Annotated in this window: 26 protein-coding genes and 1 pseudogene; 21 read left to right on the forward strand and 6 right to left on the reverse strand. The window is 46.1% G+C overall.

Features of this window, described 5'->3' with window-relative positions; genetic code table 11:
* Window positions 1–707 precede the first annotated feature (707 nt).
* The 4 genes from BCY86_RS03840 to BCY86_RS03860 all read left to right on the forward strand — a co-directional run bounded on the left by BCY86_RS03840 (window position 708) and on the right by BCY86_RS03860 (window position 2809).
* Window positions 708–923: a hypothetical protein gene (locus BCY86_RS03840; protein WP_075276536.1), complete on the forward strand. Its 216-nt coding sequence runs from the start codon at window positions 708–710 to the stop codon at window positions 921–923.
* 1 nt (window position 924) lies between these two features.
* Window positions 925–1125 carry a hypothetical protein gene (locus BCY86_RS03845; protein WP_075276537.1) on the forward strand — a complete coding sequence of 67 codons (201 nt, stop codon included), beginning with the start codon at window positions 925–927 and terminating at the stop codon, window positions 1123–1125.
* Between the two features lie 21 nt (window positions 1126–1146).
* Window positions 1147–1314 carry a hypothetical protein gene (locus tag BCY86_RS09715; protein ID WP_156865052.1) on the forward strand — a complete coding sequence of 56 codons (168 nt, stop codon included), beginning with the start codon at window positions 1147–1149 and terminating at the stop codon, window positions 1312–1314.
* Window positions 1315–2593: 1279 nt separating this feature from the next.
* On the forward strand, window positions 2594–2809 hold the full coding sequence (locus tag BCY86_RS03860; protein ID WP_156865053.1) for a hypothetical protein: 216 nt from the start codon (window positions 2594–2596) through the stop codon (window positions 2807–2809).
* 1254 nt (window positions 2810–4063) lie between these two features.
* Here BCY86_RS03860 and BCY86_RS10200 read toward each other — a convergent pair.
* Entirely contained in the window at window positions 4064–4276 is a 213-nt protein-coding gene (locus tag BCY86_RS10200) for a hypothetical protein (protein WP_075276541.1), read from the reverse strand.
* 269 nt (window positions 4277–4545) lie between these two features.
* Here BCY86_RS10200 and BCY86_RS03870 point away from each other — a divergent pair, with 269 nt between their 5' ends.
* On the forward strand, window positions 4546–5301 hold the full coding sequence (locus BCY86_RS03870) for an SDR family NAD(P)-dependent oxidoreductase (RefSeq protein WP_075276542.1): 756 nt from the start codon (window positions 4546–4548) through the stop codon (window positions 5299–5301).
* A gap of 12 nt (window positions 5302–5313) precedes the next feature.
* Window positions 5314–6753 carry an FAD-binding oxidoreductase gene (locus BCY86_RS03875; protein WP_075276543.1) on the forward strand — a complete coding sequence of 480 codons (1440 nt, stop codon included), beginning with the start codon at window positions 5314–5316 and terminating at the stop codon, window positions 6751–6753.
* Window positions 6754–7103: 350 nt separating this feature from the next.
* Here BCY86_RS03875 and BCY86_RS03880 read toward each other — a convergent pair whose 3' ends face one another.
* From BCY86_RS03880 to BCY86_RS03895, 4 genes are all read right to left on the reverse strand, one after another.
* Window positions 7104–9809: a glycosyltransferase family 39 protein gene (locus BCY86_RS03880; protein ID WP_075276544.1), complete on the reverse strand. Its 2706-nt coding sequence runs from the start codon at window positions 9807–9809 to the stop codon at window positions 7104–7106.
* Window positions 9810–9826: 17 nt separating this feature from the next.
* Window positions 9827–12673, reverse strand: a complete 2847-nt coding sequence (locus BCY86_RS03885) for a valine--tRNA ligase (RefSeq protein ID WP_075276545.1) — start codon at window positions 12671–12673, stop codon at window positions 9827–9829.
* Window positions 12674–12735: 62 nt separating this feature from the next.
* On the reverse strand, window positions 12736–13848 hold the full coding sequence (locus tag BCY86_RS10520; protein WP_156865054.1) for a response regulator transcription factor: 1113 nt from the start codon (window positions 13846–13848) through the stop codon (window positions 12736–12738).
* A gap of 117 nt (window positions 13849–13965) precedes the next feature.
* Entirely contained in the window at window positions 13966–14709 is a 744-nt protein-coding gene (locus tag BCY86_RS03895) for an extensin family protein (RefSeq protein ID WP_075276547.1), read from the reverse strand.
* 53 nt (window positions 14710–14762) lie between these two features.
* On the opposite strand from BCY86_RS03895, the gene BCY86_RS03900 reads away from it, so the two are divergent.
* The 7 genes and pseudogenes from BCY86_RS03900 (at window position 14763) to BCY86_RS03920 (ending at window position 19126) form a co-directional block, all read left to right on the forward strand.
* Window positions 14763–14960, forward strand: coding sequence for a hypothetical protein (locus tag BCY86_RS03900; protein WP_075276548.1), 198 nt, complete (start codon window positions 14763–14765; stop codon window positions 14958–14960).
* Between the two features lie 32 nt (window positions 14961–14992).
* Window positions 14993–15327, forward strand: a pseudogene (locus tag BCY86_RS10600) (hypothetical protein).
* Window positions 15327–15503 (forward strand): hypothetical protein, encoded by a 177-nt coding sequence (locus BCY86_RS09725; protein WP_156865056.1) that lies wholly within the window; start codon window positions 15327–15329, stop codon window positions 15501–15503. The pseudogene BCY86_RS10600 and the gene BCY86_RS09725 overlap by 1 nt, the downstream one beginning before the upstream one ends.
* Window positions 15484–15774: a hypothetical protein gene (locus tag BCY86_RS03905; protein ID WP_156865057.1), complete on the forward strand. Its 291-nt coding sequence runs from the start codon at window positions 15484–15486 to the stop codon at window positions 15772–15774. The genes BCY86_RS09725 and BCY86_RS03905 overlap by 20 nt, the downstream gene beginning before the upstream one ends.
* A 182-nt stretch (window positions 15775–15956) precedes the next feature.
* Window positions 15957–16988 carry a cation diffusion facilitator family transporter gene (locus BCY86_RS03910; protein WP_083604174.1) on the forward strand — a complete coding sequence of 344 codons (1032 nt, stop codon included), beginning with the start codon at window positions 15957–15959 and terminating at the stop codon, window positions 16986–16988.
* A 13-nt stretch (window positions 16989–17001) separates the two neighbouring features.
* The gene (locus tag BCY86_RS03915) at window positions 17002–17682 is read left to right on the forward strand and encodes an OmpH/Skp family outer membrane protein (RefSeq protein ID WP_172824790.1); all 681 of its coding nucleotides are present in this window, start codon (window positions 17002–17004) and stop codon (window positions 17680–17682) included.
* A 73-nt stretch (window positions 17683–17755) separates the two neighbouring features.
* Complete coding sequence (locus tag BCY86_RS03920) at window positions 17756–19126, forward strand: ATP-binding protein (protein ID WP_075276552.1); 1371 nt, start codon at window positions 17756–17758, stop codon at window positions 19124–19126.
* Here BCY86_RS03920 and BCY86_RS03925 read toward each other — a convergent pair.
* Window positions 19071–19664, reverse strand: coding sequence for a response regulator transcription factor (locus BCY86_RS03925; RefSeq protein ID WP_075276553.1), 594 nt, complete (start codon window positions 19662–19664; stop codon window positions 19071–19073). The genes BCY86_RS03920 and BCY86_RS03925 overlap by 56 nt on opposite strands.
* Window positions 19665–19856: 192 nt before the next feature.
* Here BCY86_RS03925 and BCY86_RS03930 point away from each other — a divergent pair, with 192 nt between their 5' ends.
* The 8 genes from BCY86_RS03930 (at window position 19857) to BCY86_RS03965 (ending at window position 26182) form a co-directional block, all read left to right on the forward strand.
* Window positions 19857–20087, forward strand: coding sequence for a hypothetical protein (locus BCY86_RS03930; protein ID WP_075276554.1), 231 nt, complete (start codon window positions 19857–19859; stop codon window positions 20085–20087).
* Between the two features lie 257 nt (window positions 20088–20344).
* On the forward strand, window positions 20345–21061 hold the full coding sequence (gene tsaB / locus BCY86_RS03935; RefSeq protein ID WP_075276555.1) for a tRNA (adenosine(37)-N6)-threonylcarbamoyltransferase complex dimerization subunit type 1 TsaB: 717 nt from the start codon (window positions 20345–20347) through the stop codon (window positions 21059–21061).
* A gap of 41 nt (window positions 21062–21102) precedes the next feature.
* On the forward strand, window positions 21103–23388 hold the full coding sequence (locus BCY86_RS03940; protein ID WP_075276556.1) for a tetratricopeptide repeat protein: 2286 nt from the start codon (window positions 21103–21105) through the stop codon (window positions 23386–23388).
* A gap of 50 nt (window positions 23389–23438) precedes the next feature.
* A complete protein-coding gene (locus tag BCY86_RS03945; RefSeq protein WP_156865058.1) occupies window positions 23439–23774 on the forward strand; it encodes a hypothetical protein in 336 nt (111 codons plus the stop codon).
* An 835-nt stretch (window positions 23775–24609) separates the two neighbouring features.
* Complete coding sequence (locus BCY86_RS03950; protein ID WP_075276558.1) at window positions 24610–24855, forward strand: hypothetical protein; 246 nt, start codon at window positions 24610–24612, stop codon at window positions 24853–24855.
* Between the two features lie 155 nt (window positions 24856–25010).
* Window positions 25011–25157: a hypothetical protein gene (locus tag BCY86_RS09730; RefSeq protein WP_156865059.1), complete on the forward strand. Its 147-nt coding sequence runs from the start codon at window positions 25011–25013 to the stop codon at window positions 25155–25157.
* On the forward strand, window positions 25139–25513 hold the full coding sequence (locus tag BCY86_RS03955) for a hypothetical protein (RefSeq protein ID WP_075276559.1): 375 nt from the start codon (window positions 25139–25141) through the stop codon (window positions 25511–25513). The genes BCY86_RS09730 and BCY86_RS03955 overlap by 19 nt, the downstream gene beginning before the upstream one ends.
* Window positions 25514–25984: 471 nt before the next feature.
* The gene (locus BCY86_RS03965) at window positions 25985–26182 is read left to right on the forward strand and encodes a hypothetical protein (protein WP_075276561.1); all 198 of its coding nucleotides are present in this window, start codon (window positions 25985–25987) and stop codon (window positions 26180–26182) included.
* Window positions 26183–26676: the final 494 nt, after the last annotated feature.

Consider the following 26676-nt stretch of genomic DNA (forward strand, 5'->3'; position numbering starts at 1 on the left):
AGTTATGTTTACAGAGTTCTAAGGGTTCTGGATGCTAGAGTAAATCTGAGCTAAAGGTGTCTGATGAAGAAGAAGGAATGAAGGGGGAACAGGATGGAGGGAATGTAGGAGAGGGGAGAGGCTCTGGGGCTGTGGAGGGTGGCCATGAAAATGCTCTGAGAGACAGATAGAGTTATTGTTGATTTGTGTGGTGAATGTGGCCCCAGGGACGGTTATATGTTACCAAAGCTAGTCCACCTCAGTATGGTGTTCTTCTGTTTGCGAATTTGGCTGGGACTCTAGGCGGTATGAAATTTGATAGTATTCCCCTTCATCAAAACAGAAGGTCTTAAACTTACTGAAGAGGTCTGTAGCCATCTCGCTCAGAGCAGTGGACTACCAGGAAAGTATATTCCCTTTCTCTTTGTTCAAGATTATGGTCCTTTGTCTGGCGTGATGGAGAGGCTTCTCTTTAACGTGAGGGGAGAGAAAATTGCTGTTAGGCTAGAGAGTTTTAATAAGTTCTCGCTCACAGATGAAGGCACTCCTTATTGTATAAAGGTGGCTTGTACATGCATATGGATCCTCCCCCTACAAATATCTTGAGTTTAGAACTGAACCCGGGGATTACTCTGTCGAGCATCACATTCTCTGTGTTTTGTCTAAAGGAAAGTCTCTGTCTTGAGTCAGGATTTCATCCTGCGAGTGAGTTGTGGGAATGAAAGCCAGTGATCCCCATAGAAGGGTATGTTGTCGATATCCCTGTCAAGATTGGGGAACGAGGTGCGCCAAGGAGTACGATTGTGCAGATCGATTCTGCCAAGCAACGCGTGTACAGTTATCAAGAAGCTTATGCCAGTGCCGTTGCAAAGTATGCTCAGAGTCAAGCGGTTCTGAAACAACATCAGGCGGATCGCTTGTCGAAGGTAACCCAGTTGCATTAAGATGAGTTACAGCAGAAAAGGGCAGCTAGCCTCTCTCAGATCAATTGTGAGCCAATCGGAATATGAGCGTATCAACAGCACGCTGTTAATGCATCGGGCTGAATTGGCTGCGTTAGATGCTCAGATCCAAACTCAAGAGGAAGAGGTTGTGGATGCAGAGCACCATGTGGCTTATATAGAAACACTCGCTAAAGAGCGGTAAGAACAGCTGCGTTATTATCAAATGGTGGCTCCCTTCGAAGGGACTGTGGGGGATATCCCTGCCCGACTCGGACAAAGAGTCGATCCCAGTACCTACCTTGCAACCTTGGATAACAACGAACTCCTCGAGGCTGAATGGAATCTACCTTTAGTCAAAGCGTGGAGAGCATTTTGCACAATGCCCCTTTGAAATTAGAGAATTTATGTTGATCGATATCAATTGTCCATACAACTATCCTTTTGAAGAGAACATCCCTTATATCAGTGACCTTAACAGGATAGTTCTTCTTTTAAATCAGAATACTGCAAAAGAGATGACGTGGAATTCAGAAAACTGACGAAACGATTTCCTAAGTTAAAGCAACTAGAAGTGGGATTTCCAAATGGATATCTGCATGCTTTTTTCAAAGGTGAGGCCAAAAAGCTCTTCTCGAGAGTGAGTGGGTGGTTGGGGAAAAGTGTGTTGAGGGAAGCGCAAAAAAGGTTTTTTCTACTTTGATGCATTCTACTTTTTTGGGTCCTCAACCTCCTTCTCCGTTTTAGCTGATCATAGGGAAGTGGGAGAGAGCGATTCATCGCTCTTTGTCTTCGGTGGGATACCTCAAAGCGATCTGCTGTTTCTGCTCTGCATAGGAGACTCTCTACTCGAAAGTCATTAATTGCATAATGCAATCGACTTTCTTCTGTTTTTGAGGAATCTCAGGAAGATGAATAAAATTTTAGAGAATGTGTATTTTCTATGTTGCTTTATTAAAAAAAAGATACAAAGGGGAATCCTTTCTCTCTTCTATTTTTTCTTCTTTCAGACGAGCGATCAAACGAAGCTAAATGCAAAAGGCATTTGAATAGTTGAGAGATTAGAGAAAATGGAGAAGTGATAACAGGTGAGTTTTTTACACAATAATGGGTAATATTGTGTTGGATGGGTTTCTTGTGAGGAGATAAGAGCGACCTCTTGTAGGGAGTGTGTCTCTGTCCAGAATAAGCCAAAGGTCTCAAGGGGTTATGCTGGATGGGGCTTGAGATAAGAGTGTGACGTTGTTGAACAGAATCTCTTATTTGGAGTGGATGTTTTTTTGTGTGGAAGATTGGTTGATTCTGTTTGAAATAAAGAAATAAGGAAGGGACACAATGAAACGTTATCGAAGTCAAAGTCATCGCTCTTTGTTAGGGTTGGGCATTTGTATTCTTAGCAGCTTTGTATCAATCATAGTCGCATGTTCTTCTGACAGTAAGAAGTGATGATGAGCAAATCGGCGTTGGAGCAGTAGACTGAGGCTTCTCCGAACCCAAGCAGAAGATTGAGAGTGATGGTATGAAGTGAAGGGGGAGGGGACAGCAGCCTCGATGGGTGTGATCTCCCTCTAAAAGACTGTCCTCTCGGAACGGTTGATATTAAAAAGGATGGTACCTACGTTGCTGTTGTGTTTGCCAGTTCGATTGTTGCCAATAGTATAATGAAGTTTGATATGTTAAAAGATGTAACATTTACGAATGATAAAGGAATTTCACGTGCGACAGAAGTGTACAACCATTTAGTTGGTCAAGGTCAAAAGACTAAACATCTCTCTGTAACCTTTAATCCGATATTGATAGCGATGAAATCATATTCTTCGCGTAGCAATGATTTTGAGAAAGGCGTTCCTCTTTATAGCGTAAATGGTGCACAAATTACCAAAATATAGATATCTTTTTTTAAGATGAAAGTAATGTTAAATTATTGAGGAATTACGATGTTAATGAATCAGGTCAAAAGGTTCATTCAAAGGGAATTGGTATAGGATTTGGATAGGAGGACGTGATTCTCAAAACGGGCTAATTAATTGTAGCAACTGGTCGTTGGACGGAAGTGACAAAGGCTCTGATAAGGTGAGTGGCATGGTATGGACTTATTCGAAAAGCAATACTACATTAGACAATGATATTTGTGATAATAGGTATCATATATTATGTGCTACATCTGTAGAATAATGATTTCATCCGGTTGTGTGTTCATTCTGTCAGGTGTGGATTTAAGGATGAGGGCAAAGTTCTTTTTTTATTAGAGGCTTTGACCTTTGGCTGGTGAAATTCTAGAGGCCAGGTTAAAAGAGGCTATTTTCTCCTTTAATAGATAGGGATGCCATGCGCGGTGGCAGGGAGAGGGGAGGTCTCCATCTGATGAGAGGTGGTTTTCTCTAATAGGTGTTTAGCTTTAGGGGTAGCTGATATCCCCTTGCGTAAGCGAAAATGATGCTGTTTAGAAGGAAGTTGAGGCATTATATATGGCTTGGAAATTTATATGTAGCATGTATTCTATGTTTGGGTGTCAATGGATGTGCAGAGCATGAATGGAATGACTTACATGTATTTAAGAGGACAGTCAGGAAGAAGACGGGCGACGTGGGGATAGAAAAAGGGGTATCTCTTCTAAATCATTGGACGGTGGTAATTCGCGATCTCCGTCGGGTTCTCATGATTGTCCAGCCGGGACTGCATCCATTACTGACCAGTCCAATGGTGTTCCAGTTTGCGGAAGGATTGTTTTGGTCATGTCAGCAACAGTTGATGGCAAAATGGGTAAGGCCAAGGAGTTGGGAGCGGAGGAAGCACTGGAGCGAAAGCGGAAAAAGAAGAACTCTTTAAATTCTTTAATTAATTCTAACTCGAAGAAGCTATTGGGAATAGCTAATTAAAGTGCTTCCTGATACAATGATAAAAAGCATCTCTGTGGGGAAGGGGAGAAGGCTCTGTAATCAGCTGGCTCAAAAGGGTTCTGCAATTAAAAATCTCACTCTATCTTATGCTGTGCTGTTGAATTGAAGTAATCAAATAAGGTATTATCAGTAATCTTTTGGTAGAACGTGATTATCCTCTTTATGTGATGCAGACTGGTGAGATCGGAATTAGGATAGCAGAACACTTTTCTGATCTATGGAACAATGAAATGCCTATTTTTATCAAGTGAATTTGGATGAAAATGAAGATTCGATTGCTGGAGCTGCGTGGACAGGTTTTTCATTCATCAGCAGGTGGATAAGAGCGTAGCTTGTCAGGATTGGAAGAGCCACTTGAGTACAGACTATAGGATGGTTGGAAATGCTGGAGATTCCAATCATGAGAGGATTTTGGAGAAGATGATTCAGTGTGATAGCCAAGCTCGCTTGTACCATATCTCAACTTGTGATGAGGGATAAACTGGAAGTAAAGACTGGATATGATTTGCTTCATTTTTTATTGTGATAAGTTACGATTTAAAAGATACAGTTGTGACAGATGCTTCTGTTTATGATGCTAATGGTGACCGTATTACCGCAAAATGAATCTGGCATTTTATTGTAGTTCTCTATTGTACAATGAAGTCCTTTCGTTATAAGGACTGAATAGCAGTGAGTTGTTATTTAACTTGACGTAATCTCCTCTATTGAGCCAGTTAGGAGGGATGGTTGCTGGTCCATTTATGCGGTCGATTGTGGTGGGTGCTTCTTCTGGGATAGGGGAAGCATTGGCGCTTCAGTTGGCGACGCAAGGAGAGTATGTGTCAATCCTCGGGCGCCGTCAGGATAAGCTTGAACGGATCTGCCGAGTAACTCGTGAATGTGGATTGGGGCAGGTGGATGCTTATCCCCATGATGTAACGTCGTTTGAAGAGATTGCTCCGCTATTTGAAAAGATTGTAGCGCGCATGGGGGGGCTTGATATGTTAGTCTATGCGGCGGGGGTGATGCCTCCTCTGAAAGAAAACGAATATTCATTTGTTAAAGATCGTAAAATGGTTGAGGTCAATCTTCTCGGGGCTATGGGGTGGCTAAACGTCGCGGCCCCTTTTTTTGAAGCTCGGAGGAGTGGTACCTTGATGGTGATCTCCAGCATTGCAGGAGAGAGGGGACGGCGAGGGAATCCCGGCTATTGCGCTACGAAAGCTGCGCTCAGCACGTATCAGGAATCGCTCCGCAATCGCCTCTCACGCTATGGTGTGAATGTAGTGACCATCAAGCCTGGTTTTGTAGATACTGCGATGACCAAAGGGAAACCTGGCCTATTCTGGCTCATTTCTGCTGAAGAAGCAGCTTCTCAATCCTTGGCGATTGCTCAGAAAGGGGTAGGGGCTTCCCAATACGTCCCTTTCCGATGGGGATTGATTGCTTGGGTTGTACGGAATATCCCTTCTTTTATTTTCCGTCGCCTCAGTTTCTGAAAGGGGCAGGTGATGCATTCTTCTCCTCTCCCCCTTCGCTCGTATGCTCCGTGGCGGGTGCTTGATGGATTCGGTCGCTCTGTCTATTCCTCTTCCAGGTATGCAGAGCCCGATTCTGCTGAGGAGCTTGTCCAGATCCTTCAACAGGCTCGGCGGGAAGGGCTTTCTGTGGCCTTTCGCGGATCGGGTCGTAGCTATGGGGATGCGGCTCTTAGCCAGTCTGGGCTTGTGCTCCACACGGGGCGGCTCAATCGTATGCTCCAGTGGGATCCTGTCCGTGGGATTGCAGAAATGGAGGCTGGGCTTACCATAGAAGGATTATGGAGGCGTACGCTTGAGGATGGATGGTGGCCTGCTGTTGTGCCTGGTACGATGTTCCCTACGATGGGGGGATGTTTGAGCATGAACATTCACGGAAAGAACAACTTCCGTGCAGGCTCTTTTGGAGAGCATGTGCTCGATTTTGATCTGGTTACTATCCGTGGAGAAAGGTTCTACTGTTCACCTCAAGAAAATGCCGATCTTTTTTATGCAGCGATTGGTGGATTAGGTCTTCTCGGGGCGATTGTTCGGGTCCGGCTGAAGCTGAAGAAAGTGGAGAGCGGTTTACTCCGCGTGACGCCGTTGATTGCTCGAGGGATTGAAGAGATGTTTGCGATTTTCGAGCAATGTCTGCCTGATTCCGATTATCTAGTGGGATGGGTAGACTGCACGTGTGGAGGTGCTGGCCTTGGTCGTGGGGTTATCCATCAAGCCAATTATCTCCAGCAAGAGCATGATCCTTGTGGTCTCGATTCATTACATATTGAGCGTCAGACACTCCCCCCAATAATCCTCGGAGTTCCCCGCAAATATTTGTGGCGAGTGATGTCCTTGTGGATGCACAACCCCGGAGTTGCTTTCATCAATGCGGCCAAATATTACTCGGCGCTTGTGAGCAAGCAGAAGAGCTATTTGCAGTCTCATGTAGCCTTCTCTTTTTTGCTCGATTATGTCCCTCACTGGCGCTTGGCTTATGGAAAGGGAGGATTTATTCAGTACCAAATTTTTGCTCCAGCCCATTCAGCGCTCTCTTTATTCAGGGAGATCCTAACTCTCTGCCTTCGAGAAAACCTCCCTTCCTATTTGGGTGTACTCAAGCGGCATAGAAAAGATCCATTCTTACTTACACATGCGTTGGATGGATATTCTTTGGCGCTCGATTTTCCTGTGGTTGCTTCTCATCACAAGCGTTTACTCGCTATGACACGCATTCTATCCGAGCGTGTCATAGCGAAGGGGGGTAAATTCTATCTAGCGAAGGATGCTATATTAATTCCGGAAGAGATTGAGCCTGCCTACGGCACGGAGCCATTGGATGCGTTTTTTGCTATTAAAGAGCGTCTCGATCCTGATCGGATGCTGGTTACAGACTTAGCGAGACGGCTTTTCCCTCACCGATTTTCTGCTTGAATGCGTTGGGCTCTCGTTTCTTTTTTGGTGTTTCTAGCCTTGAGGTGTAGCTTCAGGGATCGTATGGCCGTTCGATCGCTGGATTGGTGGCATGCTATATGTAGCGCTTCTCTTTTATGCGATGGCACTGGCAGGTGACCTGATCGATGTTTGCCTTTTCTCCTTAGTGGGGAAGAAGGCGGATCAAGGATGGAAAACTCTTCCATGTGAGATTTAAAGAAAGATTCCAAGAGGAAGGAAGTGCGCCTCGAGGGTAGTCTTGTCCCTAGAGGGTTGTTGGGTGCTTAGCAGCATGCTGAAGTGCATTGATCCAGGTGATGGGGATTCTTTAGACGGACAGAACCTATAGGTTAGAGTTCCGTGCGGATGAGAATAAATTTATTGCAGAGGGAGGCAGACGTTAATTCTTCATAGGACTTCGGCTTTACTTCTGAACGGAGCCATTGGGCACGGTTTCTCTCCGTAATGAAGAACATGACTTTGACGTTCTCTTCCCGTTTCTTCTGGAGCCAATTGGTGAATGGTGTTCTTGTGGAGACAAAGGCCGGAATTCGATTGCCTGTGTAGAAATTTTCACCTTTCCAGTTCATTTGGTAGGCTACCAGCAGTTCGTCCTGGTTTTTCCGAGCTCGGTAATAAGTCTCAATGACTTCTCGCTGTCCCCAATGAGGTGCTGTTTTGAGCATATAGCTGTTGAGTCCCCAGAGTGCCCAGATAAATGAAAAGAGGTAGAAGGCAACTAGACTTTGGATTCGAGTCCGAGGGATGGCGAGGCCGATGCTAAGGAGGGAAGCCACCGCTGTAAAGACCATCAACGTTTGGGAAAAGTCTAGAGAGGTAGGCCAGGGGCGACGGTAGTTATAAGTAAATAGATGGACAAAACGGATCGCCCCTGGATGATCGAATCCAGCCTGTTTAGGGACGATCAGATCGCGACCGATCAGCCCTACAAAGATGGCGGAGGAAATACAAGCAACTCCCATCATGAGGGATTCATGAGAGGATAAGGACTTAGGGGGGGAGGCCGCCCCTTCTGCTGCTTGAAACCACGTGATTCGGCCCCTATCAAGGCAGGAACTGAGCACAATCCCGATCAGCATAGTAGTTGGTGGAAGGACAGGAGAGATATAGTGGTGGAATTTTGTACCCATCGATGCAAAGAGAAAAAAGGCTAGAAAAGCCCACATGCCGAGGAGGACGGCTACATCTGTCTTCTCTTTTGCTTGAGAAGCGCTGGAGCGGAGCCAATACGTAAGGCCAAAGGGGGCGAGGCCTGACCAGGGGAATAGTGCGTATCCGAGCTGCCATATGTAAAATCGGAATGAGATGTCATCCCCTTCGTTGGTGTCGTGTACGTGGGCGAAGGCTCGATTGATCATGTCGTGGAAGATAAGACGATCGATAAAGGGTGGACCATGCCTGACAAACATCGCAATGTACCACGGGATTGCCACGACCGTGATGATCAGCAAACCGCTTCCCAGTTTCAATTGGAGCAGCTTGTGCCACTGTTTTTGAGCGAGTCCATAGACCAGCACGCAGGATAAAGGGAGGACAAAGCCGGCGGGACCTTTTCCAAGAGTCGCTAAAGCAGCAAAAAACCAGACTCCTAAGTAATAGATAGCCTGTTGTCTTCGTTCATGAATATTGATGAATAGGAGGAGTCCTAAGGCGCACGACCAGAGCAACCCTTGCATAACTGGTTCGAAAGCGACAAAAAGTCTCTGCAAGAAGGTGAAGAGTGTGTCCTCGCCTCGCGCCGATCTCGGCACGCTAGCGGGTATTTGGGAAGAGCAGGGCTCATTTCCAGGAAGAGTGCAATTATTGTGGGATCCACTGGTGAACTCATCCCAGTGGAGATGCAGCCCAAAGGAGCCTTCTCCACTTATCACGAGATCGGTATGCCGAGAGAACAGATAGAGAATCTGGGGGATTGTGGCAAGGAGGATTGCTCCTATTGCGAGATGCCAGCTAGAGACGTGGAATGTACGCTTCCCATGCGTAATTTCATAGGATTTGGCAAGTGCATCGGCTGGTGTGTGAAGGCCCATCAAAAGAAGCCCCATCCCGCTTGCCATACAGCCCACAAGGAGCATGTCCGTCATGATCTGATGGGTGATAAAATACCATTGAGGCGTCGTGAGGAGAGCAAATCCTCCTAAGAAGGCGGTATTCCTTCCAAAAACTCTGGCGACTCCTTTGTAGAGAAGATAGACGCTTAAAATGGACAAGAGTGCATGGGGGATGCGCATGGCCCATTCAGGGTGAGCGCTAGCCCCCCAAATCCCTCGCAACACTTGATCGGGCTCGTAGTGGACTCCAGTGCTTGCCATCATGAGTGCCTGTACCCAGAAATTCAGAACAGGCTTAGACCAGAACCAACCATCTTGAGCCCACCAGAGGGAAATCCAATCATCTCGGGCAAGCACCTCCCGCGCGACCTCTCCGTAGTGGGACTCCCAAGGATCCCAAAGGGAGAAAGCACCGAGCGTTGGCAAGTACAGGACACCGGCTGTAGTGATCAGCCAAAAACCGTGGCGTTTCCAGAAAGGGCGGAAAATCCCATATTCATCCTCTTTCCATGGGCCTAGACGAACCCCCAATTGAAAGAATGTGATGACAACGCTAGTAAAGCTGAGCAGAATCAAAATCCCCCAGCACCACGGGTAGCCAGGCCCATGAACGGCTCCTACCAGGGCCCCCCAAAAGCTGAGTAGGGCTGCTATAAAGAACCCCAGAGGGGATTTGAGCTTGGAGAGAGAGACAGAATGGGTAGGTGGTACGGAAGGGGTGTAAAGCGTGCCAATCGCATGCAAGATCCCCCCTGTGGCTATTATCAATAAGCAAGCCCCGATGGGCACCCCTAAAGTCAGATGTTGATTGTGCGCCATCATCAGGAAAACGGACAGCAGCGAAAAGAAAGCGAGAAGACTTCCCTTCCATACGCTTGGATAAAATGGAGAAAAAGGAAGGGATTTTTCCTGAGGCGGAGAAAATGGATGAGCCTGTGGCTCAAGAGAAGGGTTTTCTGTTTCGGATGCGGAATAATCTGTCATGGTAGAAACTGGTACCTTTATGATTTCTCTGTGTTTTCGAGTTCTTGGGCGAGTTGAAAGGCTTGTTCGAGATATTCTTTTGCTTCAAGGAGTGATTTGCGTTGTGCTTCCGCCTCGTTCACTACATTTTGAGGAGCTCGGTCAAAGAAATCTGGATTGTTAAGCTTTCGGTTAATGGCAGCAAGATCTTTTTCTAGCTTTCGCAAGGCTCGGTCGATTCTCGCTTTTTCTTTTTCTGCAGAGACAAATCCCTTCAGATGAACGATCACCTCGATGGTCTCTTTTAAAGTGGGGATAACTGTGAAGGAAGTTCCTGCTGGTCGTGAAGTGGTGCGTTCCGTGTGAAAGTGAAGAGGTGTCGCTTTGGTGAGTTTCTCAATCACATATGTGTGCTCTGTGAGCAAGGGGATGAGACTCTCTTCGACTCGGATATCGATCGGAATCACACTCGAAGGAGGAACTTCATATTGGCTGCGAAGGGTTCTTGCTGCACTGATGATGGTTTGGAGTATTTCCATGGTGTGAAACATATGGGAACTTTTCTCATCTCCCTCGAGGGATGCTGCGTGAGGGAAAGGAGCGATGGCAATGGAAATAGGGTGGGGTTTCGATTTGGGGAGCCGTTGCCATAGTTCTTCCGTGAGAAACGGCATAAAAGGATGGAGAAGCCGTAGAGAAGCCTCCATCACCGCCGCCAATGTTTTTTTGGTTTCGGCGTGATGTGATCGGTAAGGGCTCTCAGAGTGGGTGAACACCATTTTGGTCAATTCAAGATACCAATCGCATACATCATTCCAAAAAAATTGATAAAAAGCGTGTGCTGCATCGTCTATTCGGAATTGGTCAAGGCCATTGCGGACAGCTCGTATGGTTTTTTCGAGCTGACAAAGAATCCATCGATTGTAAAACCAGTCAGGTGATTGCGTGCTGTGGGGCGAATGAATACCAGAATTCACTTCCGTCCCCTGAATATGGTCTAATGCATAGCGCATTGCGTTCCAGATTTTGTTAGCGAAATACCGGTAGCCTTCTATTTTTTTAGGGGCTAAACTGATCCGAGGCTGATTCGGAGAAAAAGTAGCCAGCGTAAAGCGAAGTGCATCTGCACCAAAGGCAGGGAATCCGATCCCCATTGTCGCTGTCGAAGGATAAGCCGCTTTGAATTGCTGCAGGGCCTCTGCTTTTGAAGCGCAGGGAGAGGTTTTTTGAAGGATTTCGTCAAAACTGGCCCCTTGAATGAGATCGAGCGGATCAATCACATTCCCTTTCACTTTGCTCATTTTGCAGCCGGTCTCGTCTACAATTAATCCGTGGAGAAGCACCCGCTTAAAGGGGGGAGCCCCCATGAAATGGATGCCAAACATCATCATTCGGGCAACCCAAAAAAATAGAATATCGTAGCCTGTCTCGAGATCACTGGCTGGATAGAATGTTTGCAGTGCAGCAGTGCGCTTGGGCCAACCGAGCGTTGAAAAAGGCCAGAGCGCGGCAGAGAACCATGTGTCGAGGACATCTCCATCTTGGACCCATCCTTCTCCGCATTCAGCTGGCCGGCTTCGAGCAACCCGGATTTCTCCCTGAAGTCCATACCAGGCAGGGATCTGGTGCCCCCACCACAGCTGTCGGGAAACGCACCAATCTTGTATGTTTTCTAAAAAATGAAGATACGTTTTGGTCCATTCAGTCGGTAAAATTATAGTCTGTCCACTATGAATCGCCTCGATCGCCTGTTCTGCCATCTGCTTCATGCGGAGAAACCACTGAGTCGAAAGCATCGGTTCGATCACTCCACCGGATCGCTGACAGCGGGGTAAGGTCATGCGGTGAGGTCGAGCGCCACGCGCGAATCCCCGTTCTATGAGCGCTTGTTTAACTTTTTTGCGTGCCTTGAATCGATCGAACCCTTGGAATGGGCCACCTTGTTCATTGAGGGTGCCGTCTAGGTGGAACAGGTTGAGCTCTTCCAGTTGATTTCGTTTTCCAGCTTCGAAGTCGTTAAAGTCGTGTGCAGGAGTTACTTTGACAGCGCCTGTCCCAAACATGGGGTCGACTAAGATCGGATCGGTGATGATTGGGATTTTTCGGTCGACAAAGGGATGGATGACATACTTTCCGTGTAGTGATAGATAGCGCGGGTCCTGTGGATGGACTGCGACTGCTGTATCGGCTAACATCGTCTCTGGACGCGTTGTGGAGACAACAAGCTCCCCTTGTCCTTCTTCTAAGGGATAGGCGAAGAAAAACAGCTCCCCTTCGGTTTCCCCTTCGTTGTTAACTTCCAGATCGCTAAGCGCTGTACGGCATTCCGGACACCAGTTAATGAGGCGGGTAGCGCGATACATGAGTCCTGCTTCATGCAGTTGAACGAAGGCCTCGCGCACCGCCTCGCTCATATCGGGGTCCATAGTAAACTTCGAGCGCTTCCAATCAGACGAGGCGCCTATGAGCCGCAACTGCTCTTGAATTCTTCCACCGCTTTCTTCTTTCCACTGCCACACCCTTTGCTCAAATTCCAATCGCCCTAAATCAAATCGATTCTTCCCCTCGCGTGCGAGTTGGCGCTCCACGACAGTCTGTGTTGCGATTCCTGCGTGATCAATACCGGGTTGCCAGAGCGTATTGTATCCATCCATTCGGTGGTAACGCACGAGAATATCTTGGAGAGTGCAGAAAAGAGCGTGTCCCATGTGTAAAGAGCCTGTCACATTGGGTGGAGGCATGGGGATAACATAAGAAGGTCGTGTTTCTTTTGGATCGTGGCTGGCTTCGAAAATCCCATTCTTTTCCCAGAAAGAATACCATGGCTCTTCAATTGCTTTTGGATCGTAGCCCTTCGTTAAAGGGGATGTAAAGAAATCACTCATGCAGCTGACATAGCATGAAATCGGGCAGGGATCCCTGCTGTAACGCAATTTATAAGTTTCCTTTACTTTTCTCTTATCAGAACATCCAACTCTTGTTGAATGAGCTCTTTGACTAAAGAAGGAATGATTTCTTTTATGGCTTTCTCGATCGCTTGTTGGGAGAGGATTAAGAATCCTTCTATTTGCTTTGGAGTGAGAGGGAGTCCTTCTATTTTGTAGAGGATTTCATCCTGAATGATCTTCGAGACCTTGGAGGAGTGAAGAGAAGGGGGGGGAGGAGAGGAGGGAGGAAGGGGGGGGATTGATTGTAAGGAGGGTAGCGGCGGCGGTATGCTGGCTTGGTTGGAGAGGGAAGGTAGACGGGTAGAAGGGGGAGGAGGGGTTACAGGGATAGAAGAAGGGGTGACAAGAACAGAGGGGGGAGGGAGTGGAGCGGAAGAGAGGGGGTGCTCTTCTGTTGGAGCTGTGGGGACTCTCGAAGTGATGATGGGGAGAGGGGGGGAGATACGGCTTACTGGATCGGATAAAATAGAAGAGGAAACTTTTGAAGGTAGGATGTGCTCTTCTTTTTTGGAAGATGGCGTAAGACTTGATGGTGATGCGGAAGAGAGAGCGAAACATGAGATAGAAGGAGGAGAGAGGACTGCAAGCGGACTGGGATAGGTAGCGCGAGGAAGGGGTGATTTGAGGTTAGGAGGGTGATGGCTTTCGGCGGAGGATGCATTGAATACCCGAAGAGCAGTGGGAGGAGGAGAGGGGACAGCAGGGGGGGAAGCGTGAGCGAGAGGGGCAGGGTGGGTCAAGCGGGCGAGATCTTTGACGACCAAAAGATGGTGTACTTTCTCGAGAGCGTGATGGGCTTCGAAAGGTTTGACCAGGTGGTCATCTGCACCGGCTAGTTTCCCTTTTTCTTCGTCAAAAGGGTGAAACTGGCTTGTTAAAAGAATGATTCCTACATATCGGTCTTGTCGACGGATCTGTTTGCAAAAAGCATAACGCTCTTGATCGGCAAGATGAATATCAATAAATAGAATTCGAGGATGAGTTTCTAATAAAGAAGCAGCTGCAGAACAGCTCGCTGCCGTACTGACTTGAAATCCTTCGGGGCCGAAGGTCATTTCAAATGTTTTGCGAATAATGGTGTTATCATCAATGATAAGCAAGGGTATGGTCACGCGAAATCTCTCTTGGTTGAGTGAGGTGACAACGCCTCTTTTTCTCTACAATTTGAAAGAGATTGTGAAGGAGAGGATATTTGCTGTCAAGAAAACGAGAAAAGATAAATTTTTAGGTTACCGTACAAAGAAAGAAGCTTGATGTGAAATGTCAAAATGAAAATGATCGCGATGAGCTGCATTGTAGTTGGGCGTTAATAAAACGTTAAAAACTTTTGCGGTTGCTGTTTTACAAATGATCTTTCTTAAAATCAAAGCTTGAGGGATCAAGGAAGTGGGTGGATTGGCTTTGGAACCACAGGTTGTATCGCCAATGCGACCATAGAAATGGTCTTTAACCTGAATGGAAGAACCGTCGGAAAAAATAAAAGTGGCGATATCAATGGCGAGCCCTGCAGGATGACGTGTTTTCCCATGCTGTAAGGTCCAATGGGGAGGAGGGTGGCGGTAGGCGGAAATATAAATCACTTCGACAACCCGATAGGGGGCAAGTAGCGCTGCAAAATCATCGAGAGCGAGTAACATTCTGCAATCAAAAATTTCTTGCAATGTGTGGTTCCGTTTTGATGGCGGTAACGGGCTATGGAATTGAATCCCATGTAGTGGACTCATCAAGCGTACTGGAGTTCGGACTCCGGCTACTGCCTCTGCGGCCTGCCATCGGATTTGACGGCGGTTAAGTTCATTTTGACATGTGATTGGATTAAGGAAAAAATAAGAAGTAGCGCGGGTAGCAGGAGTGGGGGGACGAGGATAGGAAGAAGGGCGGGATGGATGGCAAGCTAGGAAGCAAAAAATAGCAAAAAGATAGAACGGGAGGGGTTTCTTTATTTGTTTCTCGTTCGTCTTGGGAGCAAGCATCGTAAGCTGATGATAAAATCAGAGATATCAATCGAACCGTTGTATCGATCAACTTGCGTGCTCGTCAAATCCTTCGGTGTGTGATCCTGGAGCATATTACTACAGGAGAACCCGTCGGTTCGCGAGTGCTTTCAGAAAAAACAGGCCTTCATCTTTCTCCAGCAAGCATAAGGAATATTCTCAGTCATTTAGAAGATAATGGGATTTCTCCCTCCATTAACCCCATCCGAGTGCAAGGCGAGCGCCGATAAATACTGCATCCCACTTCTTTATTGATGTGCTGATGGAAACGCGCTCGATTTCCAAGGTGCAGGACAGTGAAATCTGTCACTATTTCGATTCTTGTCAATCTGGTGATGATCTATTGCGTAAGATAGGGAAGTTGCCGAGCGAATTAACAGACACTACAGCGATTGTGACTACTCCACGAATTGATACCATTGTTTTAAAACAAATGCGTTTTGTTCGAACGAATCCAGGGAATTGCTTGCTGTTTTGGTCATGGCGAATAGTTCGGTGCAACATCAGTTTATCGATTCTTTGTTAACCGAGGAGGAATTGAGTCGAGTTCATAACCTTCTCGGTGAAGTGATCGAAGGGCGCACGCTTAATTATTAATGGCATTGTTTGCTCGGAAAATTACCGAACAAGCTGATCCCAATCAGCTCTATCGTCAGCTTTTTGAGTTGAGAGAAAGGGTGGTGGAAAGTGCTGGAAATCAGTCTATTGATCTCGTGATTGAAGGGAAAGAACGGCTTTTGGAGAAGAGGGAATTTGCTGAAGCTGATCGTTAAAGAGATCGTTCGCTCTCGAAGAACGAACACAATGATCCGATTGTTGGAAACAACCCTCGAAACTAGAGGCTTTACTGTTAAAGTTGGACGGGATGTGAGGGAACTTACGAGAGGGCAGCTTGCATTTGTGGGGGCGGCTTATCGAGAACACGGACAGTCTGCTGGATCCCTGTGGATCATTAGCCCCACTCGAATGGATTATGTGGTCATTCTTCCTTTGGTGATTGCTACTGCAAACGCAGTCAGTGATTGTATGGAACGAACGAGTTAAAATCTATCCTCATTGAGAGAAAACAAGATAATCTTGTATGGCTTTTTAAAGAAAGGGGAGTTTTTTGCTCATTTGCTATTTTTAAATAGTTTCATTTACGCTGGAAGAGGAAATAATGATATGCCCGCTTCTCCAAATGATGGTGCGACTCAAAAAGATAATTCTAACAGGTAGGGAGTCCGATGAATAGTAGCTCACAGCGAGAGCCTGTGATGAAGGCTGAGTGGAAGGTAAACCCTCCTCCTCAAAGAGTGGAGCAGACACGTCGTTTACTCGGTGTTACCCTGCTTCTCAGTGTCCTTTTTTTCGTGGAATTAGCAGCGGGATTGTATGCTCGTAGTCGTGTTCTTCAAGCGGATGCAGTCCATCTCCTAATGGATGTTTTTTTGATTGGGATCAATCTTCTCGCTGTGTGTCTCGCTACTTGGAAACCCTCGGCTCGATTTACGTACGGACTCCGAAGAGCTGAACCTCTTACTGCTATTTTTAGTGTTTTTTTTGTGCTGGAGCTGCTCGCTCATATTCTTGCGAAAGCGGTGGAAGAGGTTCAAATAGACGCCATTCCTGAATCAGGTCTTATGCTTTGGGCTTCTCTTTTGGTTGTTTGTACGAAGGTGATTGGACTGTTCATTCTCCGTGGCACAATTGGTATTCAGAAAGGGGGAGGGTATTCGTGTGGTACCGATGGGGACCTTAATGTGCGAGGGGTTCGTCTTCACATGCTTGGCGATATACTCGGCTCAGGGATCGTTTTGATCACAGCGATTACATTGCAGTGGTTCGGTAAAACTTGGATTGATGGAGTGGCTAGCTTTGCAGTTGCTTTTATCCTTTTTCTAGGTACCTTTCGCCTTCTGTGGGACGCTTTTCTGGTTCTTCTTGAAGCGGCCCCTTCTCACCTTTCTATTGATGCTATCTATCATGCCATTAAGCAGGTTGTTGATGTGTGTGAAGTGCATGATTTACACGTATGGACACTCGGTGCGGATTGTTACGCTATCAGCGTTCACGTAAAAATGAGTGAACCCGATCCAGCTCTTGCTGCACGCCTTGCTCGTTATTTGAAGGCAGAATTCTCCTTAAGTTATGCAACTGTGCAAGTCGAATTGCCAGAACAGTGGTGCTCTCCTTCTTCCTGTCCTGGACCTGATGATTCTGCTCCAATCTCCCTTGCTCCTCCCTTCTCTCTTGACCGTGTATCACTCTTTCGCTAGCTATCAGGTAAATATGAAACGGATATTCTACTCTTATTTGCCTTCTCCTCCAGTCTTTTTTCTCCCTTTGATCTTGCTAGCCGGAAAAGTCGGTCAAGCGAAGGGCGCCCCTGAAAGTAAGTCTGGTATGACTCCTGAGGTGAAAGTTGCTCCAGATGTGAAAGGCGATGGGAAGAGCAGGATTGCTGTGATCGATATGGAGCGGGCTATTGCGCAGACAGAAGAGGGACTGCGCGCCCAAGCGAAATTGAAAAGCGAATTTGATACACGGCAGCGCGAGCTCAATGAAAAACAGCAGAAGCTGGCCAAAGAAAAAGAAAATCTTGATAAGCAGATGAGTAATCCCCCTCGCAATGACGAGTCCAGAAAGAAATTGCAGGCTCAGCTCGAGATATGGCAGAGAGATAGTGCCGATCTGCAAGCGAAATTTATGGCCTATTCGAGTCAGTTGGATGCTGATAGGGCTAAGGCGATCAATCCCATCTATAATGAGATCAAAGATGTGCTTGCTCAGATCGCATCTCGCGATGGCTATGATCTGGTAGTAGAGGAGAGAAGTGCTTATTATTATAAGAGGTATATGAACATTACCGATCAGGTGGTTCAGAATTACAATCAGAGAAAAAAAGTGACCCCTTCGACTCCACCTTCTCCCTCTCATGTGAATCCGTCCCCCTCTTTTCGTCCTAAATGAGATAGAAGAGATATCAAGGGCTAATTTCGATGGGCTGGCTTGAGATGCTCTCGCCTGAGGTTTTTTAAGCTGCATGTCTTCGCAGGTATGGGAGCTGACAGCTCAGGGAAAAGCGAGTGATGTTGTCCTCTTATCTGCTCCGCAGGTAGGGCTCTCCTGGCTTGTTCGGATCCGGTGGGGGGCTGTCGCGAGTCAATTGTGTGTCCTTGTGATCGTATATGGAGGATTGCATTGGTCTCTGCCGGTGGTTCCGCTTTTTGGCCTCATTGGTTTCAATGCGATCTGTAACGTAGCTCTCTGGAAATGGATCAAGCGGGTGAGTTTATCCGTTCTTTTGATCGTACTGATTTTAATCTTTGACAGTACGACATTGACAGCTCTTCTCTTTTTTTCAGGAGGACCTAGAAATCCTTTCAGTGTTTTTTATTTGGTTTACGTAGCGCTTGCGGCAGTGCTTTTAGGGCCATGGGGGGCATGCTGTCTTTTTGCAATCACTTCCCTCGAATTTGGGAGTCTGTTTCTGACCTATTCCTCTTTCTTTTTAACAGCATGGGGAATAGAGCATGAGATGGGCTCTCATCTCTCTAGACATCTGCAGGGGATGTGGATCGCTTATACGATGGCGGCTGGGTTTGTCGCTTATTTCGTCTCGAAAGTGGTGGGTGCGTTGCGCCATCGAGAAAGGGAGGTGATGCGTCTCCAACAGGCCGCTGCTCATGCGGAGAAATTGGCTTCATTGAGTACCCTTGCGGCTGGGGCAGCGCATGAGCTGGGAGGACCTCTCGGGACGATTGCTGTCCTCGCTCGGGAACTGGAGCATTCCCTGAAAGCAAGTGCACTAGAAACGAGAGGAGGTGTTTATGCTGATATGGTGGGGGAAGCACTGTTGATCCGTCAGGAAGTAGAGCGGTGCCGTACAATCCTTGAACAGATGGGTAGGACAGCGAGGCAGACGGAAGGAGAGAATTTGTTTTGGGTTTCCTTCGACCAGCTCCTGCAACAGATTAAGAAGGAGTTGGGGATTGCCCAGTTTGAACGTTTAGAAGTGCGCGGTGATAGAACAGCGATGCTTCTTGTTCCACCTTCTGCTCTAGTTCAGACGCTTTTAATTCTGCTTCGGAATGCGTTTGAGGCCCATGAGCAGAATCAGTCCGCAGAGTTTGTTGTATTGACGGTTGCAGTGCTTCCACATCAGGTTGCTTTTACTGTACTGGATTTTGGTCCAGGGGTGTCTGAAGAGGTGATCCACCGGATTGGGGAGCCTTTCTTCACAACAAAAGCTCCTGGATGTGGACTAGGATTGGGTCTGTTTCTAGCGACTGCATTTGCCCATCAATGGGGGGGAGATCTTCAACTCAGGAATCTCGAAAGGAGAGGCGGAACGGAATTTAAGTTGACCCTCCCTTTCCATGAGAATATTCCTGAAGAACGGGGTATTTATTGAGCTTTCGCTGAAGAGAGCGGCGATGGATTCCGAGATAACGTGCTGCGCTTGAAATGTTTCCACCGCACATTCGAAGGATGCGTTGGATATGTTCCCATTCCACGCGTGCAAGCGTAGGAACAGGTAAAGGAGGAAGAGTCTCTATAGGGGAGTTCTCTCCCATAAAGGCGGCCAAGATGTTGTCCACATCAGCTGGTTTTGTGAGATAGTGAATGGCTCCATACCGCATTGCTTCTGTAGCAGTGGCGATGCTTCCATATCCTGTGAGGATGATTGTCTTAGGGGGGGCGTGGAGCGATTGAAAAGCGCGCAATACATCGATTCCAAAGGTGCCTGGCATCTTGAGATCGAGCACCACATGGGTGATCTGATGTGTGGCGACCTCTTCTAGAGCTGTTTCTACCCCGCGCCGGATGCCATGCGTTTCATATCCTCGGCGCTGGAGGACTCGCATTAAGACTGTACGGAAGGTATCATCATCGTCTATGATGAGAAAGCGTGTACAGGATAGATCAAGAAAAGAATGCTTGCGTTCCAAGGGTTAAACCTCCAAAGGACACGATGGGTGGCTTGACATGAGCTGAGCTATGAAATATCCTGCTTTTTTCTGTAGCAAAGGGATGAAAGAAAAAAAGAAAAAACGTGAAAAGGGTGTACCTACTTTCGTATGTGAACAAGGAAGCGATGAGGCAAGAGGCTCTACCCGCATTGTGGATCGGTCTTGGTATCTATGACAGTGGCTGAAGTGAGCACTCAAGAAGTCCCTGCATCCATTGCCCCCACTTCTTCTTCTGTTTCTTCAACATCTGACTCAATAACATCTGTTCGTGAGGTAGCTAAGATTCCAAATGTCCCGCTTTTGGTGGCAAGAGCAATCTCTCTGGTGGGGGCCTATGTTCCTCCAGCGATGGTTGGGGGCTCAGTCCTCGCGAAGTTGATCGCAATTTGGTGGTTCCAGTAGCAGGCCCTTGAATAAGGGGGGTTAAGCAACACTTTAAAGATAAAGATGGGATTAATGTTGCCTTGGTTATCAGCGGTATTTTTCAAGCGATGGGGGTTATTGTGGTGAGGCTCAGTTGTTTGATTCCTGAGCATGTTCCCTTTAGTCGTTTTGAAATTGCAGAGATAATCCAGATGCAGCTTATCCCGACTCCTATAGAAGGCTAAGGATATGGTGTGATGGCCACCGCTACTTTTTAGCCAGTGGAATAGAAGGGTATGGGATTGGAAAGAGAAGCTTGTGCTCCATGGAAGGCAGAGATGCGGAGAGGGGGGATAGACGCATCGAATGCGCAGGCCAGTGTGGCGCTTTTCGAAGGCGATAACCTCTTGATTGAACGAGAAGGAGGGAGTCATCGGGAAGCGAGTGAATGGTTACTCCCTTTGTTGAATGATGCCTGCTATCAACTTAGATGGAGTCCTCAGGACATCCAGCAGTGGGTGGTATGTATCGGGCCTGGCTCATTTACAGGGGTCCGTGCGGCAGCTAGCCTGATTAAGGGGATTGCTCTGGTGACGGGAGCTGTGGTTTGTGCAGTGACTTCCTTTGAAGCTGAAATGTTCTCCTTCCAACCAGAACAAGAAGAGATGCTGGCGGTCGTTTTGCCTGCTTCGCCAGGAGAGTTGTTCCTTCAGGTCAATCGAGGAAGGGAGACCGTGATTGAACCGGTTGCTCTTCAGCAAAAAGAGTGTGCTCTTTTTCTAAAGCCTTTTGTGAATGGTCCTTTGGTGATCCTTGAACAGGAAGGCGGATCAGGAATCGATTGGAGCCCTCTTGCTGCGTGTAGTTCTGTGCGGTGGGAGCGACTTGGGAAGGGGTCGCGTGCAAAAAAGGTAGGGCTTGCTGTGAGGAATCAACGTCCTATTCCTATTGATGCGCTGGAGCCTTTTTATATTAAGCCTCCTCTGATTACGCAGCCTAAAAAAATCGTTTAAACGAGCTATCTTCGTCTGTTCCAAGCGACTATTCTGGACAGATGGAATTGGTTTCTTTTTCTCCTTTGGTGAGGATGGCTGGGGTTGGCATTGTGCTGGGCATGGGGGGGGTTGGATGTTTTTCTTTTATGGCGGGACTAGGATATGAACATGCGCTTGTCAGCGGTCTGATTGTTCCCAGTGTTGCTGCGGTGGTTTGTGCTTTTGAACAGAGGAAGAAGGAGAAACAGGGATTGATTGTACTGCTGCAGGGGATGGGGGTGGGGGCATTTTTGGCGAACCTCTCTTTTTTGGCTGGAGTGTTGCATGGGTGGAGGGTAGGATTTTGCGATCTAGGTCAGGATATATCCTTTTTTTGGTTAACGGCTGGATTGGGCTCTCTCTTAGGGGGGGCGTGGGGGGCATGTTCGGGTTGGATTGGTTGTCGATGGGGGTGGGGCAGAATGATTTGTGCCGTGGTTGCTTGTGCAGCGCCTCTGGCTTCTGTAGGAGTTAGCTTATGCCGCTTTTATGGCTCACCTATGGTCTTTTCATTGGACCCTTTCTTTGGTTACTTTAATGGTGCTCTTTACGATATTGTTTTAGGCCATCGCGTCCCCTTGTTGACTTATCGGATAGGAACTTTGTCTACTCTCCTGGGGGCTCTCGCTTTTGCTCTATGGCATGATCGGAGAGAGGCGAGCTCGAGAAAGAAATGGTTTTCTCATTGGCTTCTGTTGGGAATGATTCTGTGGGGTATCAGCGGCGCTATGACTTGGTGTGGTCCTCGTCTCGGGCACTGGCAGACCTCTCATTCCATTGCTCAGCAGTTGGGTGGTCTTGCGAGAGGAAATCGCTGTCATGTGTTTTATCCTGTGGGGATTGGGATAAGACGTGCGGCCTTGCTCGTTAAAGACTGCGAAGAGCAATTGGCAAGGGTGGAGAGCCGATTGAAAGTTCGAGGGCCTGATACGATCCAAGTCTTTTTCTTTGAATCGGCCGAACAAAAAAAACATCTGATGGGTGCTGGGGAGATTCTGATCGCTAAGCCTTGGCGACATGAGGTGTATCTTCAGATGCATTCTTATCCTCATCCAGTGCTCAGTCACGAACTGGCGCACGTGGTGGCCGCTAGCTTTGGCCGTGGACCTTTTCGGATTGCTGGCGAGTGGGGGGGATGGCTTCCTAACCCTGGTCTCATCGAAGGGCTTGCTGTTGCGGTTTCTCCTGATGAAGGGGAACTTACCGCTGAACAGTGGGCTCGTGTGTTGATGGATTTAAATCGTATGCCTTCTTTTCACTCTCTCTTTTCTCTCAATTTTTTAGGGTCTTCTGCTGTGAAAAATTATACATTATCAGGAGCTTTTCTTCGATGGTTGATGATGGAAAAGGGGATTGGCACTGTAAGGGACTGGTACAGCGGAGAATCTATTGAAGCTTTAACGGGAGAAGCCTGGCCTGCCCTTGAACATCAGTTCCGAACTTTTCTAAAGACATTGAAGGCTCCTCCTGCTGAAGCCTATGCCTATGCTCTCTCTGCCTTTGAGCGGCCAGGAATATTTGGGCTTACATGTCCTCATGCACTTGAAGTGATGAGGCAAAAAGCGGATCAAGACCGTCATGCGGGGCGATGGCTTGCTGCGATTCATAGATACGACCGTATTCTTTCTTATGATTCTCAGGACGAGAGGGCCCGGTTTGGCCGTGCAATGGCTATATATCGTTTGAAAGGTCCTCAGGAAGGGGTGCAAGCCTTACAAGCTTTTGCTTCTGACCTTCGTGGATCTCAGTTATGGCGGGATAGAGCGGTGGAAGCCCTTGCGGATGATGCATTCGTTCAGGGACGGTATGCGGAAGCAAAGGCTCGCTATGAAGAATTAGCAACTCGTGGTTTTGAGGGGGGGGTTGCTCGTACCCTTGAAATCAAAGCAATGGCTTGTACAGATCCAGAGATTCGTCATGCTTTGTTTCCTGCCTTGTGGAATAAATGGATTGATCCTCCTCCGGATGCATGGATAGTCGCTTCTTACCTGACGCGATGGATGGAACGAAGCAAAAATAGCCTAGGGGCATATCTGTTGGCCCGTCATTTCTTCGAGAGAGGATGGTATCTAGAAGCAAAAAATTACATGGATCATGCATTAGAACAAGGACTCCCGACAGTGGGATTGGAACGAGAAGCTTTACGTATTCGTGTATTTATTGCTTGTTTATTGGGAAGCCAAGAAGATTTAAAAAATATGTGCTTTACAATTGATAGCAAAGCTTCTTTTTTTGAGAAGGGGGCTGAAGCGAAGTTTACGTCTCTTTATGATTTCTTAAAGTTCTGTCATTTTTCAGGACCTTAAGTTGTCCAGGGGTCACATAAATGCATTGACAGATCATTGAGTTCTGTCCAGTGCACCTGGCTTTAGTGAAAGCCGGGAGGTCTGTTATACGTTCCTATAAATGGTTGATGATAGGTTTGTATGTTTTCTCTTCTTGTGATAGGCAAGGCGAATTTGCTGTATCTGGAGCTTGGGATCTAGAAAACAAATCACGGGATGCTAGAAGTGGGCAAAAACTGGAAGCAAGCTTTATGTGGCAAAAGTTCGATGAAGAACTTGTTCCCCCCGATGATAAACATGAACGTATTCCTCCCGATTCTAGACAAGCAGACAATAAATCCTATTCACCTGAAAATATTCCCTCTATCACTTTCAAGCGGTCCTTCCTCATCTTCTTCATCCAATAACGATGCTTCATTATCTGGCCTACAAGGCTTTGTTATGTATCTTGATAAAACAAGCATTAAAACAATAAAATTATATCTAAATGAAGTTGAAAAAGCATTTTAAAAAACATGGTATACAATATAAGCTATTCAATATTGGCTATCTCCAGTCTAATCGATTTTTATGAAATTAAATGATGAAAACAAAGATAAAATCGAGGAAAAGATTTAAAGTATTAAATCAACGAATGTACGTAACAAACCACAATTGGCTTAAAAATCCATGAAAAAGATGGTACGAGATAAAGAATAACAAAGATATCAGTTTCTATTATTTTTAAAGCTGAAGAGTGAGATGATTATAAAGAAGTTTTTAATAAGTTTAAATGAGGATTGAATTGTGATGTAGTTCCTTGTCTAGATAAAAATCAATATGCAAAAGAATTTATTTTTTGTTTATATTTACAATTTTAAAGCTGAAGAATATATTAATTCTGTAGATAATTCTTTGCAAGAGGCTTAAAAAAGAAGAAAAAGCTAATATTTAATCCATTGGTTTGATCGAATGTAGAAAAATAATATATAAAAACGTTTTTTATCTTCCATTTTTTATTTTTCTGTAAAAGGAAAATATTAATTTCTTCGTATTCAATCGTCTTGCGCATGTAGAGAAATGAGCGAGTGCATATCAGCTTGGCTGTTTCAGTGAATGTGGCATTGCAAAAGTCTCTTTAATTTTTATCTGTTTTTTTGACAAGCTCGTTCGCCTTGATTAAATCTTGCTCTCTAAACTCTAGGTGGCTTTTATTATTACAAGGGGGGTTGGCATGCGTTTTAGTCGATATGGATTATTGTTGTGGGACTTGCTGCTTGTGGTGTTTCTCCGCAGACGTTGACTTCTTCAGAGTTAGAAACGGAGGAACAGGCACCATGTCATCAGGGTTCGTCTACGAAAGGGAAGAAAAAGCGACTAGCTCAATCTCCTCATCTCTCTGTCGCAAATGCGCCGCTTGGTTCGTCATGTGTTTCAAATCCTCAAGGCTCCGAGGAAGCACGTGAAGACTTTGAGCAGCAAAAAGATAAAAATTTGCTGAGTTGCTAGTGTTAGGTGTGAGTGATGTGGAGGATGAAGATAAAACGTCTGAAATAGATATGGATAAGATCTCTAGCTTGAGCGGTGAAGTAAGTCTTCTGGTGCTTTTCGTCTAGAAGCAGAAACAGAGGACAAGATTTCTAGTACAAATGCTGGAGAACAGTATGTCTAAAGAAGAAGATATCAAAGATAAAGAAGTAGTCGCTGAGGATCGTGATGAAGGTTACCATCCTGCAGATGCACCTATACCTGCCTATGCTATTGTTCCTCTTGACTACAGTTCATCGGGGGGTTGGGGGGAAGAGAGATAGGCTATGATTCTCTCACCAGAGAGGAAGAGCTCAAGCTCCTTCTGGAGGAATTCTCTCTTGGAAGTAAAAAAGGTGGAATCGAGGATTCCACTGAAGGTCGATGGTATCAGATCGATTTCGAGCTAGGGCTGACCGAAAAGCATCATAAGTTTGTAGGTGAGGTTTGGAGAACTGTGAAACTCGGTGGAGCGATAGAATCCACAGAGATGAATATGGAATCGGATGTCATTATCGTTTTCCATCTATTTTCAGCCAAGGATGATGGAGAAGCCAAATCGATGGTGTCTGGATTTTTTCAACAGGTCCAAACAAAAATTTGGAGGGAGAGCCGGAGTACCAATTTCCAGTCTCGATAAATTGGAGATGAGGTATGCGGATTGCCATAAGACTGTCTTGGATACGGATATGTATGAGCCGATTGTAGTGCCGCATGCTGTTCTTAAAGACAGTGACTTAGGGTAAGTGGTGTCACTATACAAGAAAATTGATGCTCTATCATACGAGGATAATCGATCATAAATGCATGATTGAGTCAGATAATACAGTGGATCAGCTGAAGTCTCAATTTAAAGCAGCAACTGAACGACATGGCGTTTATATCAATCAAGATACGTCCACATCGAGGAGAGGGTTTGCATTTGAGAGCATTCAGCTCGTTCGAAGAGAAAACCTAATGTATTGTAAAGTGGTCGAGTGTGTACCACTGACTCTAAGTAGAGCAGGGTTTGTAAGAAAGAGGATTAAAAATTGGACCGCTGTGGAACAGGATAATCGGCATTTCTAACGCTTTGTTTGTCTAGTGGGCCTATTCAGAAGGGTGAGATTTTATGAATAGACGCCTATGTGTTCTATCGTTAGCGGGGGTGATCGCTTGCGAAGGTGTGGTTCAGAAAGAGCTGCATCCTTCGCAAGATTTATCAGAAGAACAAGGGCCTGATCAGGGTATCCATATCTTGCAAAATTCAATGATGAAATCGAAGAAACCTAGTGAGATCGGTCCAGCACCTATTCATTCAACCGGGTGAAAAAACGGGTGATTTTGTATATAACCTTCTTTTTTCCAAGGAATGATGCCAATATTAAATTAATTCAAGAAGTGATCGATCAATGTTGTGAAAACAATCAAATGGTCACCTTAGAATAGAAAACCATTCAATTGCCTGTTATTCAAGTAAGACCTGTCTATAAGTATTACAAAAGATTGTTGCTAGAGATCAAGACTGTAAGTCATATTGAATATGTTCGTGTATAAATTAGATAAAAAAAGATTTGAATAATGATTTAGTTCTTTTTGAGCGTGGTTCTTACTTGTTTTTGGATTAAATCTGAACATTTCTGGGCCATTTGCGGATGTTAATTTGGATCGATTAAAGAAGGATATAAAAAACGAAACAAGAGCTATTTCCTTTCAATGGAATAAGAAGAATTTAGATAGGAGTGGCATCTTGTGGCTTATTCTAATAGAGAGAAAGGATATTGTTGTAAGTGATAAGATAAAAAAAGAAGTCCAAAAACTTTG

It is taken from the genome of Pajaroellobacter abortibovis, from assembly GCF_001931505.1.
In the GTDB taxonomy this organism is placed as follows: Bacteria; Myxococcota_A; Polyangia; order Polyangiales; family Polyangiaceae; genus Pajaroellobacter; species Pajaroellobacter abortibovis.

Coding starts and splice junctions, on each gene's coding strand:
- BCY86_RS03940 (WP_075276556.1), top strand. CDS start 21,103: ATGGAATTGGTTTCTTTTTCTCCTTTGGTGAGGATGGCTGGGGTTGGC.
- BCY86_RS09715 (WP_156865052.1), top strand. CDS start 1,147: ATGGTGGCTCCCTTCGAAGGGACTGTGGGGGATATCCCTGCCCGACTC.
- BCY86_RS03910 (WP_083604174.1), top strand. CDS start 15,957: ATGAATAGTAGCTCACAGCGAGAGCCTGTGATGAAGGCTGAGTGGAAG.
- BCY86_RS03870 (WP_075276542.1), top strand. CDS start 4,546: ATGGTTGCTGGTCCATTTATGCGGTCGATTGTGGTGGGTGCTTCTTCT.
- BCY86_RS03875 (WP_075276543.1), top strand. CDS start 5,314: ATGCATTCTTCTCCTCTCCCCCTTCGCTCGTATGCTCCGTGGCGGGTG.
- tsaB (WP_075276555.1), top strand. CDS start 20,345: ATGGGATTGGAAAGAGAAGCTTGTGCTCCATGGAAGGCAGAGATGCGG.
- BCY86_RS03930 (WP_075276554.1), top strand. CDS start 19,857: ATGACAGTGGCTGAAGTGAGCACTCAAGAAGTCCCTGCATCCATTGCC.
- BCY86_RS03915 (WP_172824790.1), top strand. CDS start 17,002: ATGAAACGGATATTCTACTCTTATTTGCCTTCTCCTCCAGTCTTTTTT.
- BCY86_RS03845 (WP_075276537.1), top strand. CDS start 925: ATGAGTTACAGCAGAAAAGGGCAGCTAGCCTCTCTCAGATCAATTGTG.
- BCY86_RS03965 (WP_075276561.1), top strand. CDS start 25,985: ATGAATAGACGCCTATGTGTTCTATCGTTAGCGGGGGTGATCGCTTGC.
- BCY86_RS03880 (WP_075276544.1), bottom strand. CDS start 9,809: ATGACAGATTATTCCGCATCCGAAACAGAAAACCCTTCTCTTGAGCCA.
- BCY86_RS09730 (WP_156865059.1), top strand. CDS start 25,011: ATGTCTAAAGAAGAAGATATCAAAGATAAAGAAGTAGTCGCTGAGGAT.
- BCY86_RS03860 (WP_156865053.1), top strand. CDS start 2,594: ATGTTAAAAGATGTAACATTTACGAATGATAAAGGAATTTCACGTGCG.
- BCY86_RS03895 (WP_075276547.1), bottom strand. CDS start 14,709: ATGCTTGCTCCCAAGACGAACGAGAAACAAATAAAGAAACCCCTCCCG.
- BCY86_RS09725 (WP_156865056.1), top strand. CDS start 15,327: ATGGCATTGTTTGCTCGGAAAATTACCGAACAAGCTGATCCCAATCAG.
- BCY86_RS10200 (WP_075276541.1), bottom strand. CDS start 4,276: ATGGTACAAGCGAGCTTGGCTATCACACTGAATCATCTTCTCCAAAAT.
- BCY86_RS03885 (WP_075276545.1), bottom strand. CDS start 12,673: ATGAGTGATTTCTTTACATCCCCTTTAACGAAGGGCTACGATCCAAAA.
- BCY86_RS03920 (WP_075276552.1), top strand. CDS start 17,756: ATGTCTTCGCAGGTATGGGAGCTGACAGCTCAGGGAAAAGCGAGTGAT.